Source organism: Achromobacter sp. Root170 (genome assembly GCF_001428165.1).
Classification (GTDB): domain Bacteria; phylum Pseudomonadota; class Gammaproteobacteria; order Burkholderiales; family Burkholderiaceae_B; genus Achromobacter; species Achromobacter mucicolens.
Genome location: NZ_LMHN01000015.1, coordinates 598332 through 612310 on the forward strand (window position 1 = coordinate 598332; position 13979 = coordinate 612310).

Annotated in this window: 14 protein-coding genes; 5 read left to right on the forward strand and 9 right to left on the reverse strand. The window is 66.9% G+C overall.

The window, feature by feature from the left end; genetic code table 11:
* Window positions 1-51 precede the first annotated feature (51 nt).
* From ASD87_RS17140 to ASD87_RS17155, 4 genes are all read right to left on the reverse strand, one after another.
* Window positions 52-999, reverse strand: a complete 948-nt coding sequence (locus tag ASD87_RS17140) for a tripartite tricarboxylate transporter substrate binding protein (protein WP_056324034.1) — start codon at window positions 997-999, stop codon at window positions 52-54.
* An 83-nt stretch (window positions 1000-1082) separates the two neighbouring features.
* On the reverse strand, window positions 1083-2351 hold the full coding sequence (locus tag ASD87_RS17145; protein WP_056324037.1) for a carboxylesterase/lipase family protein: 1269 nt from the start codon (window positions 2349-2351) through the stop codon (window positions 1083-1085).
* A 138-nt stretch (window positions 2352-2489) separates the two neighbouring features.
* Window positions 2490-3440, reverse strand: coding sequence for an adenosine deaminase (locus ASD87_RS17150; protein WP_056324040.1), 951 nt, complete (start codon window positions 3438-3440; stop codon window positions 2490-2492).
* 45 nt (window positions 3441-3485) lie between these two features.
* Window positions 3486-4376, reverse strand: a complete 891-nt coding sequence (locus ASD87_RS17155; RefSeq protein ID WP_230964910.1) for a LysR family transcriptional regulator — start codon at window positions 4374-4376, stop codon at window positions 3486-3488.
* Window positions 4377-4598: 222 nt separating this feature from the next.
* Between ASD87_RS17155 and ASD87_RS17160 the strand changes: the two genes are divergently transcribed.
* The 5 genes from ASD87_RS17160 (at window position 4599) to ASD87_RS17180 (ending at window position 8224) form a co-directional block, all read left to right on the forward strand.
* Window positions 4599-5390 (forward strand): hypothetical protein, encoded by a 792-nt coding sequence (locus tag ASD87_RS17160; protein WP_235512729.1) that lies wholly within the window; start codon window positions 4599-4601, stop codon window positions 5388-5390.
* 39 nt (window positions 5391-5429) lie between these two features.
* Window positions 5430-5795: a hypothetical protein gene (locus ASD87_RS17165; RefSeq protein WP_056324048.1), complete on the forward strand. Its 366-nt coding sequence runs from the start codon at window positions 5430-5432 to the stop codon at window positions 5793-5795.
* Between the two features lie 94 nt (window positions 5796-5889).
* Window positions 5890-7434 carry a lytic murein transglycosylase gene (locus ASD87_RS17170; protein ID WP_056324051.1) on the forward strand — a complete coding sequence of 515 codons (1545 nt, stop codon included), beginning with the start codon at window positions 5890-5892 and terminating at the stop codon, window positions 7432-7434.
* A 14-nt stretch (window positions 7435-7448) separates the two neighbouring features.
* Window positions 7449-7994, forward strand: a complete 546-nt coding sequence (locus ASD87_RS17175; protein WP_056324638.1) for a GNAT family N-acetyltransferase — start codon at window positions 7449-7451, stop codon at window positions 7992-7994.
* Between the two features lie 47 nt (window positions 7995-8041).
* Entirely contained in the window at window positions 8042-8224 is a 183-nt protein-coding gene (locus ASD87_RS17180) for an oxidoreductase-like domain-containing protein (RefSeq protein WP_056324053.1), read from the forward strand.
* A gap of 10 nt (window positions 8225-8234) precedes the next feature.
* Here ASD87_RS17180 and ASD87_RS17185 read toward each other — a convergent pair whose 3' ends face one another.
* From ASD87_RS17185 to ASD87_RS17205, 5 genes are all read right to left on the reverse strand, one after another.
* Entirely contained in the window at window positions 8235-8672 is a 438-nt protein-coding gene (locus tag ASD87_RS17185; protein WP_056324056.1) for an acetyltransferase, read from the reverse strand.
* A 37-nt stretch (window positions 8673-8709) separates the two neighbouring features.
* Window positions 8710-10449 (reverse strand): peptidase M14, encoded by a 1740-nt coding sequence (locus ASD87_RS17190; protein WP_056324058.1) that lies wholly within the window; start codon window positions 10447-10449, stop codon window positions 8710-8712.
* A gap of 40 nt (window positions 10450-10489) precedes the next feature.
* Window positions 10490-11356, reverse strand: a complete 867-nt coding sequence (locus ASD87_RS17195) for an ABC transporter permease (RefSeq protein ID WP_056324061.1) — start codon at window positions 11354-11356, stop codon at window positions 10490-10492.
* 5 nt (window positions 11357-11361) lie between these two features.
* The gene (locus ASD87_RS17200; protein ID WP_056324064.1) at window positions 11362-12285 is read right to left on the reverse strand and encodes an ABC transporter permease; all 924 of its coding nucleotides are present in this window, start codon (window positions 12283-12285) and stop codon (window positions 11362-11364) included.
* A 164-nt stretch (window positions 12286-12449) separates the two neighbouring features.
* Entirely contained in the window at window positions 12450-13976 is a 1527-nt protein-coding gene (locus ASD87_RS17205) for an ABC transporter substrate-binding protein (RefSeq protein ID WP_056324066.1), read from the reverse strand.
* Window positions 13977-13979 lie beyond the last annotated feature (3 nt).

Genomic DNA, 13979 nt, shown 5'->3' on the forward strand with positions numbered 1-13979 from the left:
GCAACCACGCCGGCCCCGCGCCCCAAGCAAGCCGCCGGGACTTGGCCGGCGCTATTGCAGCTTGATCCCCAGCTCCTTGATGAGCGGTCCCATCTCGGCGCGGTCGGCCTGGATTGTCGCGGCCAGTTCGTCGGGCGTGCTGCCGATGGGGATCATGCCCAGGGTCTCCATCTGGGCCTGCATGGCGGGATCCTTCAGAATGTCGCTGACCGCCTTCTGGATCTGCGCGACACGGTCCTTCGGAATGCCGGCCGGCCCCATCAGGCCGATCCACGGCTGCGGCGCGTAGTCCAGGCCGGACTCCTTCAGTGTGGGCGTGTCCGGCAGACCGCCGAAGCGTTGCGGGCTGGTGATCGCCAGCGCCCGCAACCGTCCGCTGTCGATCAGCCCCTTCGAACTGGACGGTGCGTCCAGGCCCACGTCCAGCTGTCCGCCGATCAGGTCGTTCTGGGTCTTGCCGGACGATGACGAGGGAACGTACAGCGCCTTGATGCCCGCGCGCCGCGCCGTCTGTTCCCAGACCAGGTGGAATGCGGTGCCGATTGAAAACGAGCCCACGCTCAGGCTGCGCGCGCGGCTTTCGCGCACGAAGTCTTCCCAGGTTTTGAGCGGGCTGTCCTTGGGCACGATGAAGATGAACGGCGTGCGCGCCACCAGCGAAATGGGCTGCAGGTCCTTTTGCGTGTCGAACGGCAGGCTATCGACGGCAAACGGCACGATGGTCACCGAAGAGGCGACCACCATGCCCAACGTGTAGCCGTCGGGAGCGGACTTGACCAGCGCGCCGGTGCTGATGATGCCCGAGGCGCCCGGCTTGTTCTCCACGACGACGGGCTGGCCCCAGGCCGCGCCCAGCTTGCTCGCCAGGACGCGCAGCATGACGTCGACCGGACCGCCCGGCGGATTGGAAACGATGATCTTGACCGGTTTTTCAGGATAGGCGGCGGTGGCGGAAAGCGGCAGCGCGAGCGCCAGCGCAAGAAGGCATTGCTTGAACATGGAATTCCCCTTGTGTTGTTGGTGTGCAAGGCGCGGGGGGCAAGCCCGGCGTCAGATGCGGCATGGCGGGTGGCGTGGCGGGCTCAGGCCAGGATCTGCATGTGCGGCGCTTGCGGCCAGGCCGGCGCATCGCCCCGGATGAAGGCCAGCCAGGCGGTCTGCGTCTGGCGCGCAAGCTGCTCTGCATGCGCAGCAGGCAGACCGGCCAGCATGGGCGCCCCGGTAAAGGCTTGCAGGGTGTCGAACACGAACGGCAGCTCGATGCAATGGCACGCGCCAAAGCGGTCCGTCGGTGCGACGTCAAAGCGCGCCAGCCAGGCGTCTCGGCCTTGCGCGGCGGCGTGCCCGGCCCACTGCCGCGATGGCGCGCCGAACACGGCGTCGCCCATCTGCTGGCTGGCAGCGTCGGTGCCGTGGTCTGGAAAGGCGGCCATCTCGTCACGCGTGTAGCAGACCAGCACGTCTGCGCGGCCCGCGGCGGTCATCAGCGCGGGGGCAATGCCCAGCGGCAGCACCTGGCCATCGAGCACCGGTGAAAACAGGCTGCGGCTGCTGCCTTCGGCCTGCAATGCCTGCGCCACCTCGGGTGCTTGTTGGGCAGCCAGCAGCGCGGACACTGGCAATTTCCGGGCCTCGGAAAGCGATTCGGCCCCGGCCGCGCGCAGATAGACCTGTCCCAAGGCTTCGCCCTGCGCCGCGCTGCGAAAGCCGCGGCCCAGCGCGGCGCTCTGCAGGATGGCGCGCGAGAAGCGGGGCTGGCGCGTCAGCATCGCGCAGATCGACGAGGCGCCCGCCGATTGCCCCATCACCGTGACGCGCTCGGGGTCGCCGCCCAGGTCTTCGATATTGGCCAGCACCCAGTCGATCGCCATCTCCTGGTCCAGCAGCCCGGCATTGGCCGTCTGCCCCGGCACGTACAGCCAGCCAAGCGCGGCTAACCGGTAGTTGACGGCCACGACGACCACGTCGCCCCGTTGCGCCAGGCGCGAGCCGTCGTACCAGTCCAGCGCGCCGCCGCCGCTTTGCCAGGCGCCGCCGTGCAGCCAGACCACGACGGGACGGCGCTTGCCGTCCGCGGCCGGGGTCCACACCGTCAGGTGCAGGCAGTCTTCGGATTGTTCGGCATCGAAGTCGCCCATGGCGCCGCGCAGGCGCGAGGGCAATTGCGGCGCCACGGCGCCCATTCCCGTGGCGTCGAATTCACCCCGCCAACTGGCCGGCTGCGGCGGCGCAAATCGCAGTTCGCCCACGGGCGCCTGCGCATAGGGAATGGCGCCGAAGCGGCACACGCCGCCGTCGCGCACGCCGGCAAGCGTGCCGCTGCGCAGCGCCGCCTTCACGCGTTCACTCATATCCTGCCCCTTGTCTCGTTGTTCATCGTCCAGCGGCGGCAAGCGTTGCTGCCGCCGGACTATGGTAGGGAGGAAAGTGCCGCGCCGGGCATGCCGGTTTTGAACAGAGCCATGCGCAACCCGCATGGCTGGAAGGCGTTACCTGGCGATGCGCGCGTCCAGGCTGTTGTCCGCCAGGGCCTGCGCCTGCTCGCGCGTCATGCCCAGGTGCTCGTAGAGCGCGTGGAAGTTCTCGTTGACATAGCCGCCGAAGTAGGCCGGATCGTCGGAGTTGACGGTGACCTTCACGCCGGCATCAAGCAGCGACAGGATGTTGTGCTCGCGCATGTGGCCGAACACGCGCAGCCGGGTGTTGGACAGCGGACAGACGGTCAACGGAATCTGCTCGTCGATCAGGCGGGCGATCAGTTCGGGATCCTCGGCCGCGCGCACGCCGTGGTCGATGCGCAGCACCTTGAGCAGATCCAGCGCTTCCCAGATGTATTCGGGCGGACCTTCCTCGCCCGCATGCGCGACGGCGGGCAGGCCTTCGGCGCGCGCGCGGTCGAACACGCGTTGAAAGAGGCGCGGCGGAAAGCCTTGCTCGCTGCTGTCCAGGCCCACGGCGATGAACGCATCGCGGTAGGGCAGCGCCTGCTCCAGCGTGCGCATGGCCTGTTCTTCGGGCAGGTGGCGCAGGAAGCTCAGGATCAGGCCGCTGGTCACGCCCAACTGCTTCTCGCCGTCGGCCAGCGCCTGGCTGATGCCGTTCAGCACGGTCTCGAAGGGCACGCCGCGGTCGGTGTGCGTCTGCGGATCGAAGAAGGGTTCCGTGTGCACCACGTTCTGCTCGCGGCATTTGAGCAGGTACGCCCAGGTCAGGTCGTAGAAGTCCTGCTCGGTGCGCAGCACGTCCGCGCCGCGGTAATAGAGATCCAGGAATTCCTGGAGGTTGTTGTAGTCGTAGGCGCCACGCAGGGCGTCGATGTCGGGCCAGGGCAGCGCCACGCCGTTGCGTTGCGCCAGCTTGAACAGCAGCTCGGGTTCAAGCGTGCCCTCAAGATGCAGGTGCAATTCCGCCTTGGGCAATGCGTTGAGCCATTCGTACATGGGTGCTCCGGTATGAAAAAGGGGCGTGTTCGGGGGGCGCGCGGCTCAGGCGGCCAGCGCAATGCCATCGGCCAGAATGGTGCGTTCGAGCTGGGCCGCGAAGGCGCGCGCCTGACGGGTGCTGGGACGGTCGCGGCGCCAGATGGCGGCAAGCGGAGACTTGCGCAAGGCGGGGCGGGCGGGCAGCACGGTGAGTTCGCCGCGCGCCTGCCGGACGGCCGCAACGCTGCCGGGCAGCATCCACAGATACTGACCGTCCAGCAGCAATTCGCGGCCGAATTCCAGCGACAGGACGCCGATCATATCCGGAATCGCCAAACCGGCCTGGCGCAGGGACAATTCCAGCTCGCCGCGGATGCGGCTGCCAGGCAGCGCAGTGATCCACGGATACGCGACATAATCGGCCAGCGTGGCCCCCGGCAGACGGGTCAGCGGATGATGCGGCGCGCAGGCCAGCACCACGGCGTCCTCAAGCAACGTGGTCGAACGGTAGATCTGCGGATTGACGGTGCTGGAGAAACGGCTGATCAGCACGTCCAGCGCGCCGGCGTCCAGGTCCTCGATCAGCCGTTCGTGCGTGCCGATCTCGATGGTGAGCGTGATGCGCGGGTGCGCCTCGCGGTAGTCGCGCGCAGCCTGCGCCACCGGCCAGCCCGCAAACATCGAAAAGCAGCCCACCGTCAGGCTGCCTTCCTCGCCGCGCGAAACGGCGGCCAGGTCGACCTCGGCCTTGCGAAAGCCCGTCAGCAACTGGCGCGCGTGGCGGCACATGGCGTCGCCCAGCGGCGTGCAGGTGGTGCCCTTTGCGGTGCGCTCGAAGAGCCGCGCGCCCACCAGTTCCTCGATCTCGGCGATGGCGCGCGACAGGCCCGATTGCGTGCTGTGCAATTGGGCCGCCGCCTTGGACAGGTTGCCCAATTCTGAGACGGTCAGCACGATTTCCAGGTGCCGGATGCGGAGTTTGCCTCGGAACGGTGTCATGGCGCGGGGAAGCGGAAGCGATTTGCCGATTATTCTCCCGCGCTGGCCGCTTGGCAACGCGCGGAGGGATCCGGGATATAGTTCGACGCTTGGCCGCGTGGGGGCGGCGAATGGCGGCCGCGCTGCGCGCGCGGGGGTCTGCAACAGCTTCGGCTTGCAACGGGAGAAGCGGAATTGATGTTGAAAAGACGCGGCGGCAAGTGCAGCGGCCAGTGCGATGGCAAGTGCGGCGGCCAGTGCGTAGGGCTATGCGCCGGCAACGGCAGCCGCCCCTGCGGCGGCAGGCGCACGGCGATGATTGCCGCGGTCACGCTGCTGACCGCGGCGCTGGCCGGTTGCAGCGTGTCACGCGTCGACGACGTGGCCGTCAAATGGCCGCCCTTCAAGCAAGGCACGCCGGTCGTGCTGCCGTCGGATCCAGCGCAATGCCCCGACCTGGCCGGCGTCTATCGCGCGCAGGGTGAACGGCGCGCCGGCGATGCCGATGCGTTCCTGCTCGAGGACCTGCGCGGCTTTCTGACGTATCCGTTGGATCTGCCGGGCATGCGCGATGCCCCCTTGCCGGCATGGAAACCGTCGCCCCGCGCAACCGTCTCGTTCGTCCCGGATGCTCTCGGATGGCAGATAGAGGCGCGCGATGAGCACGGCGCGCGCCAGGTGTCGCAGCTTGTCCTGCAAGAGGAAGGCGCCGATACGGCAGCCGTGGGCGAACCCCCGCATCCCGGCAATGCCATCTGGCGGGCTGCCGGATGCACGCAAGGCCGGCTGTGGGTCAGCGTGCGCCATGACTGGCGCCAGCATGAGTCCATGGGCGTGCGACGTCACGTGGCCATCCTGCGCAAGGACGCGGGCGGGCTGCTGCTGACGGTGGCGCGAGAGTCCGACAGCATCGGCATGCTGCTGCCCTGGTACACCAATGACGGCGATTTGTTCCAATACTGGTTTGCGCCCGCCACCGATCATCCCTGAAGTCCGCGGGCGCAAGCCTGCCCATTTTTTGAGAGAAACATGACCGCTAAACGGATCGTCACCTGGACCTTTTTCTTCGCGCTGTTCGTTGTACTCGTGGCGCTGTTCTGGCGCCAGCTCTTCGATCAGACCCCGCCGTCGATGCGCGAACTGGGTGGCACCATCGAGGGCGGCAACGCCCACATCTATGGCGAGTCGCCCCGCCAGGACGGCATGGCCGACCGGGCGATGCTGGCTGCTGCGCAGCGTGGCGATCCCGGCGCGCAATACCTGCAGGGCCTCGTCATGGAACACTTCGACATGAAAGAGGCGCTGCGCTGGTACGAGGCCGCCGCCGCTCAAGGGTATGAAATGGCTGTGCAGCGCCTGGCGGAGTTGCGTGAGGCGCCGCCCGCCCCGCAATGATCGGCCGGTGTCCGCAGGCAGGGCAGGGGCCGCGTTCGATTTCGGCCGCCGGTCGCGGTACGATCCCGGCTGACCTCGATTTTTCAGGAAAGCCATGCGCCAGAGTTTCTCCCGTCCTCGAATCGACAGCTTTTCGCGCGTGCTGCTGGCCGCGGCCCTGACCGCCGCCGGCGCCGGCGCCGCGCAGGCGCAGTCGCCCGGATCTGCCACCGGATCGCGCATCCAGACGCCCGCGCCCGAACAGCCGCAACCCGCGCTCAAACCCAAGCGCAGCTTTGACGACACGCCCGCGCCGGCTGCCCATGCCGCGCCCGCTGCCGCGCCGGCCACTGCGCCCGCTACTGCGCCGGCGGCAGCCCCTGCTGCTTCCGCTGCGCCCGCCGCCGCGCCCGCTGCCACGGCAGCCCCGGCCGCCGCGCCCGCCGCCCCGACGGTCATCGTCCCCACAGAACTCGACACCAAGGCCTGCATCGACAAGCTGCGCAAGGGCGCCACGGCCAACGGCGTGACCGTTGCCGACTGGAACAAATACACGGCCAACGCCACGCTGCTGCCCACCACCGTTGCGTCGGCCAAGGGCCAGCCCGAGGGCCGCGAAAGCTGGTGGGATTACATCGCCAAGACGGTCGACGACGAGCGCGTGCTGGACGGCAAGGCCGTGCTCGGCAAGTACGGCGCTCAGCTGGGCGCCATCAGCCAGCAGTATCAGGTCGATCCCGCGACGCTGGTCGCCATCTTCGGCATCGAAACCAACTATGGCCGCCAGGTCGGCAAGACCGACGTGCTCAACGCCTGGCTGACGCGCGCCTGCACCGAAAACAAGACGCTCTGGGAAAAGAACGCCTACGCGTCCGTGCGCCTCTTGCGCGACGGCGTCGTGCCCGCCGACAAGTTTGTCGGGTCGTGGAGCGGCGCGTTCGGCATGACGCAATTCATCCCCACGTCGTTCTACGAACTGGCCGCCGACGGCGATGGCGACGGCCGCATCGACCTCTACAACTCGCTGCCCGACGCGCTGGCTTCCACCGCCAACCACCTGCGCAAGCGCCGCGCGCAATGGACGCATGGTCTGCCCGCCGTCGTGGAAGTGCGCGTGCCGGCAGAACTGGCCGCCGCGATTCCCGCCGAGCCCGACGCCGAGTACGTGGGGTCGCAGGATCGCCGCACGATCGCACAGTGGGCGCAGGCCGGCGTCAAGCAGGGCGACGGCTCGGTGCTGAAGCTGCCCTCGGGCAATGACCAGCAGGCGTACCTTTTCGCGCCGACCGGCGCACGCGGCCCGGTGTTCCTGGCCACCGTGAATTTCGACGCCATCCTGCACTACAACCAGTCGCGCCGTTACGGCCTGGCTGTATCGCTGCTGCTGAACCGCCTGCAAGGCGGTCCGGCGCTCGTCACGGCGTGGCCGACCGACGACCCTGGCCTGTCGCGTGCGCAGATCAAGGAACTGCAGAAGCAGCTGTACGGACGCGGTCATGACATCGGCGTGGCCGACGGCATTCCCGGCGGAAAGACCCGAGACGCCGTGCGCGAGGAGCAGGCGCGCCTGAACCTGCCGCAGGACGGTCGCGTGGGCAAGCGCATCCTGGATGCGCTCAAGGCGGAGCAACCGGCCGCCATGCGGGCTTATCCGGAATAATGAGCGAGCCTGCCATGCCGTCCACCGAATTTCCCGACGATTTCCAGACCCTGCGTCTTTACGCGCGCCGCATGTCGCAGGCGCATCTGCCGTTCATGATCGAGATGCACGCCAATGCCGATCTGATGCAATCGATGGGCGGAACGCGCGACGCGGCGGCCAGCCGAAGCTACGTGGCGCAGAACATCGTCCACTGGACCGAACACGGCTACGGTATGTATGTGCTGCAGGACCGCGAGACGGGCCTGCCCGCTGGCCGTGCCGGGCTGAAGGCGACGGCGTCGCCCGGCCGGGCCAGCGTGGAGCTTGCCTATGCGCTGCATCCCGACAGTTGGGGCAAGGGCTATGCAGCGGAGATTTCCCGCGCGCTGATCGGGCTGGGGTTTCGCCTGCTGCCGGTGGACGTGCTGGGCGCCGTGGCGCTGCGCTCAAACCTGGCGTCGCAGCGCGTCATGGAAAAGACGGGGCTGCGTTACGTCGGCATGACGGGCGACGCGCCGGAACCCAAGGTCTGCTACGAAATCCGCCGCGCGGATTGGCGCAAGCGCGAAGGCGTGTGAACGCCCGCGCCGTGCCGGCGCATGACGCGCAGCGCTAACATGGCGCCATGAGCAAGAAGAAATCTCCGGACGACGATCCGCCGCCCGTTCCGCCTGAACGCCCCGAGCCCGGCGAATGCTGCAACAGCGGCTGCATTCCCTGCGTCTACGACCTCTATGACGAGGCCATGGACCGCTATCGCGAGGCCTTGAAAGCGTGGCGCGCCCGGCACGAAGCGGGCGGCGCCTGAACGCGTTGCCTTAGCCGGCCAGCTTCATGTGAATGATGGGAAAAGGGCGGCCGGCGTCGTCGTGGGCCGAGCGTCCCACGTCTTGAAATCCGTAGTGCTTGTAGAAGCCGTGCGCCTGCGGATTCTGCTCGTTCACGTCGACCAGCAGCGTGCCATGCAGCGAGCGCGCAAAGTTAAGGAGCCGGCGGCCGGCCCCCTTGCCGCGCTTGTTGGCATCCACGAACAGCATTTCGACCTTGTTGCCGGTCAGGCCCATGAAGCCGGCGACTTCGCCGGCATCGTCCTCACAGACCCAGACCCTTACCGACGGCAGGTACGTGTTCAGCACCTTCGGGTACATGGCCTGGATTTCCTTTTCCGTCAGGAAAGTGTGGGTGGCGCGCACCGAACGGAGCCAGATGTCCACCAGGGCCAGATCGTCGCCGTGGTTGCGTTCTCGGATGTTCATTTTTTTATTGCGGGTTCAAGCGGCGGGATCCAGGCGTTTATAGTCCCGCGCGATACAGATCGGTGGCCGCTAGGACGGTTTCCATCTGCACAGTATGCGCGAAAACGAATCGGTCTCCGTAGACCGTTTCATCCGGAAACTCCGAGATGAGCGCCATTGGCAATTCTTCACGATCGGTTTCCGTGACCTGCACGGGAATGCCGTTGAGCACGTCGAATCCCTTTTCCAGCGCGTGTGCGTGAAAGAGTTCCAGTTGCCGCGCGTTGAATTCCACCAGCCCCGGCACGTTGCGCGCAAGCCGCGCGGTGACGCCTTCGATCAGATGCCGGGCGCGCTCGCCCCAGCCCGGATGATGGCGCAGCACCAGAAAGAACCCCTTGGGGATGGTCCACAGTTCAAAGTGGCGCGGCAGGTAGCCCGACAGCGGACGCGTCCATTCGTGCGCGGGATAGCCGTGCAGGTTGATGTGCAGCTGCGCGCCGCTGATCGCATGCGCCTGATGGCGGCCTTCGCGTTCGAAGAACGGCGCGCGCTCGCGGTAGGCGATATCGTCGCCTAGCGCGCTGTAGCGCGAGGCGTGCAGCATGTGGCGAGGATGCTGCTCGCGCAGCCGGTTGAACAGCGCGTAGCCATCGGGATTTTCCGAGGCGATCAGCGCAAAATGCGCATCGCCGCGCGCGGCCAGCGTCTGCGCGGCGCGCAGGGCGCCCACCACGCCGGAGGTTTCGTTGGCGTGCTGCGCGCCCGAAATGAAGACGGCTGGACCCGGGCCGCGCACATAGGTGCCCAGCACCGGACGGCCCTGCCGGGACACGGCCTGGAAGGTGTCGCCGCCAAAGGCCGCCATGCACCCGGCGATCTGCGCGGCCGACAGCGGCTCGCGCACCTGCGCCAGCGGACCGGCAGGCGCCGCCGGCGTCACGGGCGCGACGGGTGCGAAAGGTTCCACCGAGATCTGCACGCGCGGCGCGCCATCGTGGCGGCGGATGTCGGGAATGATCTGGCCGGGTTGCAGGCCCCGGTCGCCGGAAGGGCGGCCGGAGTGCTGCTGGAAGTGCTCGAGCAGCGAGAAATAGATGTCTTCGTGCAGCGCCTCGAAGGTGCTGACGATTTCCTCGTCGACCGGCAGCGCGAAGTCGATGCCGGGGAGGTCGACGCGGATCTCCAGCCGGTCGAAATACGGCTCGTGCGCGCCCCAGGTGTGGGTGCGCACCGTGTCCATGATGCTGCGAAAGAGCAACTGGTATTCGGTGGCCTGCGCGGCATCGGTTTGCACCGCGCCGCTCGCGTCGCGCACCCGCAGCCAGCCGGTGGGCGACAGCTCTGGCGTGCCGTCCGGCGCGTGCCCCAGCTGATTGGGCGCGAAGACGCGGGCGTCGAGCGTGCGGCCGTCGGCATAGCCCAGGGTGACGTCGTAGTGCAGGTCCTTTGCGCCGGGCAGCATCGTCACGCGGACGTCCTTCAGCAGCGCGACGAGGGGGTAGGCTTCGAGCGTGAAGCGCTTGGCCTGCGCGTGCTCGTGCAAGGGATAGCGGATCTCGGCCGAGACCAGCCCGTCGTGCTCGACCTCTTCAAGGAAATAGTGCAGCAGCGGCTTGTAGGCGCTGCGAAAGCGCGCCGTCACGCCGGCCTGTTGCAGCCGGTCTTGCGCGGCGCGGCGGGCTTGGGCGCTCTCGAACAACCAGCCTTCCACGACCGCGCCGCGCCAGGCCGGCGCCATGTAGGCGTGCGTCCAGGCGTCCAGCGTGCGATCGAAACTCTTGTCCAGCAACGACATATTCAATATTCCTTCCGCGCCCAGGGTGCGGATCGATTCATCAGACCTTGCCGGTCGGATCCAGGCGGTCGCGCAGCCAGTCGCCCAGCAGGTTCAGGCCCAGCACCGTCAGCATGATGGCCAGGCCAGGAAAGACGCTGACCCACCAGGCCGTCTGCATGTACGTGCGGCCATCGGCAAGCATACCGCCCCAGCTCGGGATCATGGGATCGACGCCCAGACCCAGGAAGGTCAGGCTGCTTTCCAGCAGGATGTTGTTGGCCACGTTCAGGGTCATCAGGATCACCAGCGGACCCAGCAGGTTGGGCACGATGTGGTGGCGGATCATCGCCAGGTCGCGCACGCCGAAGGCGCGCGCCGCCAGCACGAATTCACGCTCGCGCAGCGCCAGCACCTGCGCACGCACCAGACGAGCGTACTGCACCCATTGCGAAACGATCATGAAAAAGATGACGTTGAACAGGCCGCCGCCCAGGATGGCGATGAAGGTGATGGCGACCAGGATGAAGGGCAGCGCCAGTTGCACGTCGGCAAAGCGCATGACGATCATGTCCCAGAAGCCGCGGTAGTAGCCGGCAACGAGACCCATGATGATGCCCAGGAGCGCGCCGCCCAGCACCGAGGCAAAGCCCACCAGCAGCGAGATCTTGCCGCCGACGATCACGCGCGCCAGCACGTCGCGGCCCAGCGGGTCCGTGCCGAACGGGTGGGCGGCCGACGCGAAGGGCGCCATCAGGCGCGCGGCCAGGTCCATGGATTCGCCGCCGTCCGGAAACAGCCAGCCGGACGCCAGCACGAGCAGGACCATGACGCCGGTCAGAAGCGCGCCCAGCACGAATTCCAGCGAGCGATAGCGGCTGCGCGGCTTCATGGCCTTCGGGGCGGCGGGGGAAGTGGTTGTCTGCATGATGCTCAACGCGTGCGGATACGGGGATCGACGATGCCGTAGGCGATGTCGACGATCAGGTTGACCAGGACGATGACGGTGGCCAGCACGGTGACCGTGCCTTGCAGCACCGGATAGTCGCGGCCGGAAATGGCGTCGAAAGCCAGCGTGCCCAGCCCGGGCCAGTTGAAGACCATCTCGATCACCACGATGCCGCCGATCAGGCCGCCGAACTGCAGGCCCAGGTACGTGATCAGCGGAATGGCGCAATTGCGCAGCGCGTGCTTGTACAGCACGACACGCTCTTTCAGCCCCTTGCTGCGCGCCACCATGATGTATTGCGCCGACAGCGTTTCCAGCATCGTCGTGCGCACCAGGCGAATATTGGTGGCGCTAAGGATGATCGCCATCGTCAGCGACGGCAGCACCAGGCTGGCCGGACCGCTCCAGCCCGAAGGCGGCAGCAGCGGGAAAGTGATCGACAGCAGCAGCACCAGCATCAGCGCCAGCCAGAAGTTGGGAAACGACAACCCCACCAGCGACAGGATGCGGATGGCCTGATCGGTGGGCTTGCCGCGCTTGATGGCCGCCTGGATGCCCAGCGGCAGCGAAATCAGGATGGACACGATGAGCGACGTGAAGGCCAGCATCAGCGTGGCCGGCAGGGCGTCGCCGATCAGCTTGGCGACCGAGGTGCCGCCCATGAAGCTACGCCCGAAATCGCCGTGCAGCAGGCCTTGCATGTACGACAGGTACTGCTCGTGGAACGGCCGGTTCAGTCCGAGCGCCTGCCGGATGTTGGCCAGATCCTGTTCGGTCACGCTGCCGGACCCTTGGCTGAGCATCAGCGCAGGGTCGCCGGTCAGGCGCACGGCATAAGAAACAAGCAGCGTCACGGCCACGATCACGAAGACCGCCTGCAACACGCGTTTGATGAGAAATCCGGTCATAAGGCGCCGCAACGGCTTGCGCCGTGGCGGGAAAAGGGTGTTAACGCGGCATCGATGCGCACCGATGCCTCAACGAGGCACACCCCAAGCGGGATGCCGCGGATCCGGGCTCTGCCGGTCCGCAGGCATGCCCCTGGGGGAGGCGCGAAGCGCTCGGGGGGGACTTACTCTATGGCCGTATCCAGGAAACGGAAGCGGATGTCGCCAGGAACCTCCAGGTTCTTCACGCGCTTGTTCACGCCCACGATCGTGTTCAGGCTATACAGCGGCATTTCCAGCGCCTGGTCGGCCACGTACGCGGCGATTTCGTGCAGCATCGCTTCGCGCTTTTTCACGTCATAGACCGTCCGCTGCGCTTCCAGCATCGCGTTCAGCTTGGGATCGTTGTCGTACGGATTCCACTTCTGACCCGAGTGGTACATCAGGTATGCCGTGTTGTCGTAGTCGTACGTCCAGCCGCCCCACTGGTTCTGCCACATTTCGCCGGTCTTGCCGCCGGGAATGATGTCGTTGAGCAGCACGCCGGTTTCATACGGCTTGATGGTGGCGCGCACGCCCACGCCTTGCAGGTAGCCGGACACGGCCTGCGCCACTTCGCGGAAGTTCGAGTCGCTGCCGCGCACGTCGATCTGCACCGTGGCGCCCGGCTTCACGCCGGCGGCCGCCAGCAGCTTCTTGGCTTCGGCGGGATTGAAAGGCAGCGGCTTTTGCTCGGGGTTGTAGCCAAACGACTGCGGACCCTGGAAGCTGGCGATGGTCTTGGCCTGGCCCAGCAGGAGCTGCTTGACGATGGCGTCGCGATCGACCGCCATGATCAGCGCACGGCGCACGTCGCGGTGCTGCGTGATGCCGTTCCTGGTGTTGTAGCGCAGCGCGAAGGCTACCGGGCCGCCCGTGGAGATGACGTCGGCGTTGCCCGACTTTTTGACCGTTTCGATCAGGCCCAGCGGGATCAGCGTGGCGATGTCGATGCGGCCGGCCTGCAATTCGGCGACCTGCGTGCCGGGTTCGCCGATGAAGCGATACACCACCTTGTCCAGCTTGGGCTTGCCGCCCCAGTATTCGTCGTTACGCGTCAGCGTCACGTTGACCTTGGGCTGGTAGCTGTCGAACTTGAACGGGCCGGTGCCGACCGGATGCGTGTTGAAGTTGTCTTCGCCCTTTTCCGTGATGTACTTGGGCGGCACGATCATCGCGCCGTAGCCCGCCAGCTTCGTCAACAGCACGGGGTCCGGCTGCTTCAGGATGAAGTCGACCGTGTACGGGTCCACCACCTTGACCTCGCCGATCGAGTCGTAGTTCGACTTCTGCGGGCCCTTGGCGCCTTCCGCGCCCAGCAGGCGGTCGAACGTGAATTTCACGGCCTCGGCATTGAAAGGCTCGCCGTTATGGAACTTGACGCCTTCGCGCAGCTTGAAGCGCAGGCGCTTGTTGTCGTCCAGGTATTCCCAGCTGGTGGCAAGGCCCGGCTGCAGCTTCAGGTCGGCGCCGCGCATGGTCAGGCCGTCGTACAGGTTGCTGCCGACCGAACCCCAGAACGTCACGAACGTGTCGATCGGATCCCAGCTTCCCGGATCCTGGTTGATGGCCACATTGAGCGTGCCGGCGGCGTGCGCCGTCGACACGGGCAGCGCGGCGGCAAGGGCCAGCGTCAGCGCGGTGGCGGAGAGGGTGGTGCGAAGGAATTGCATGGT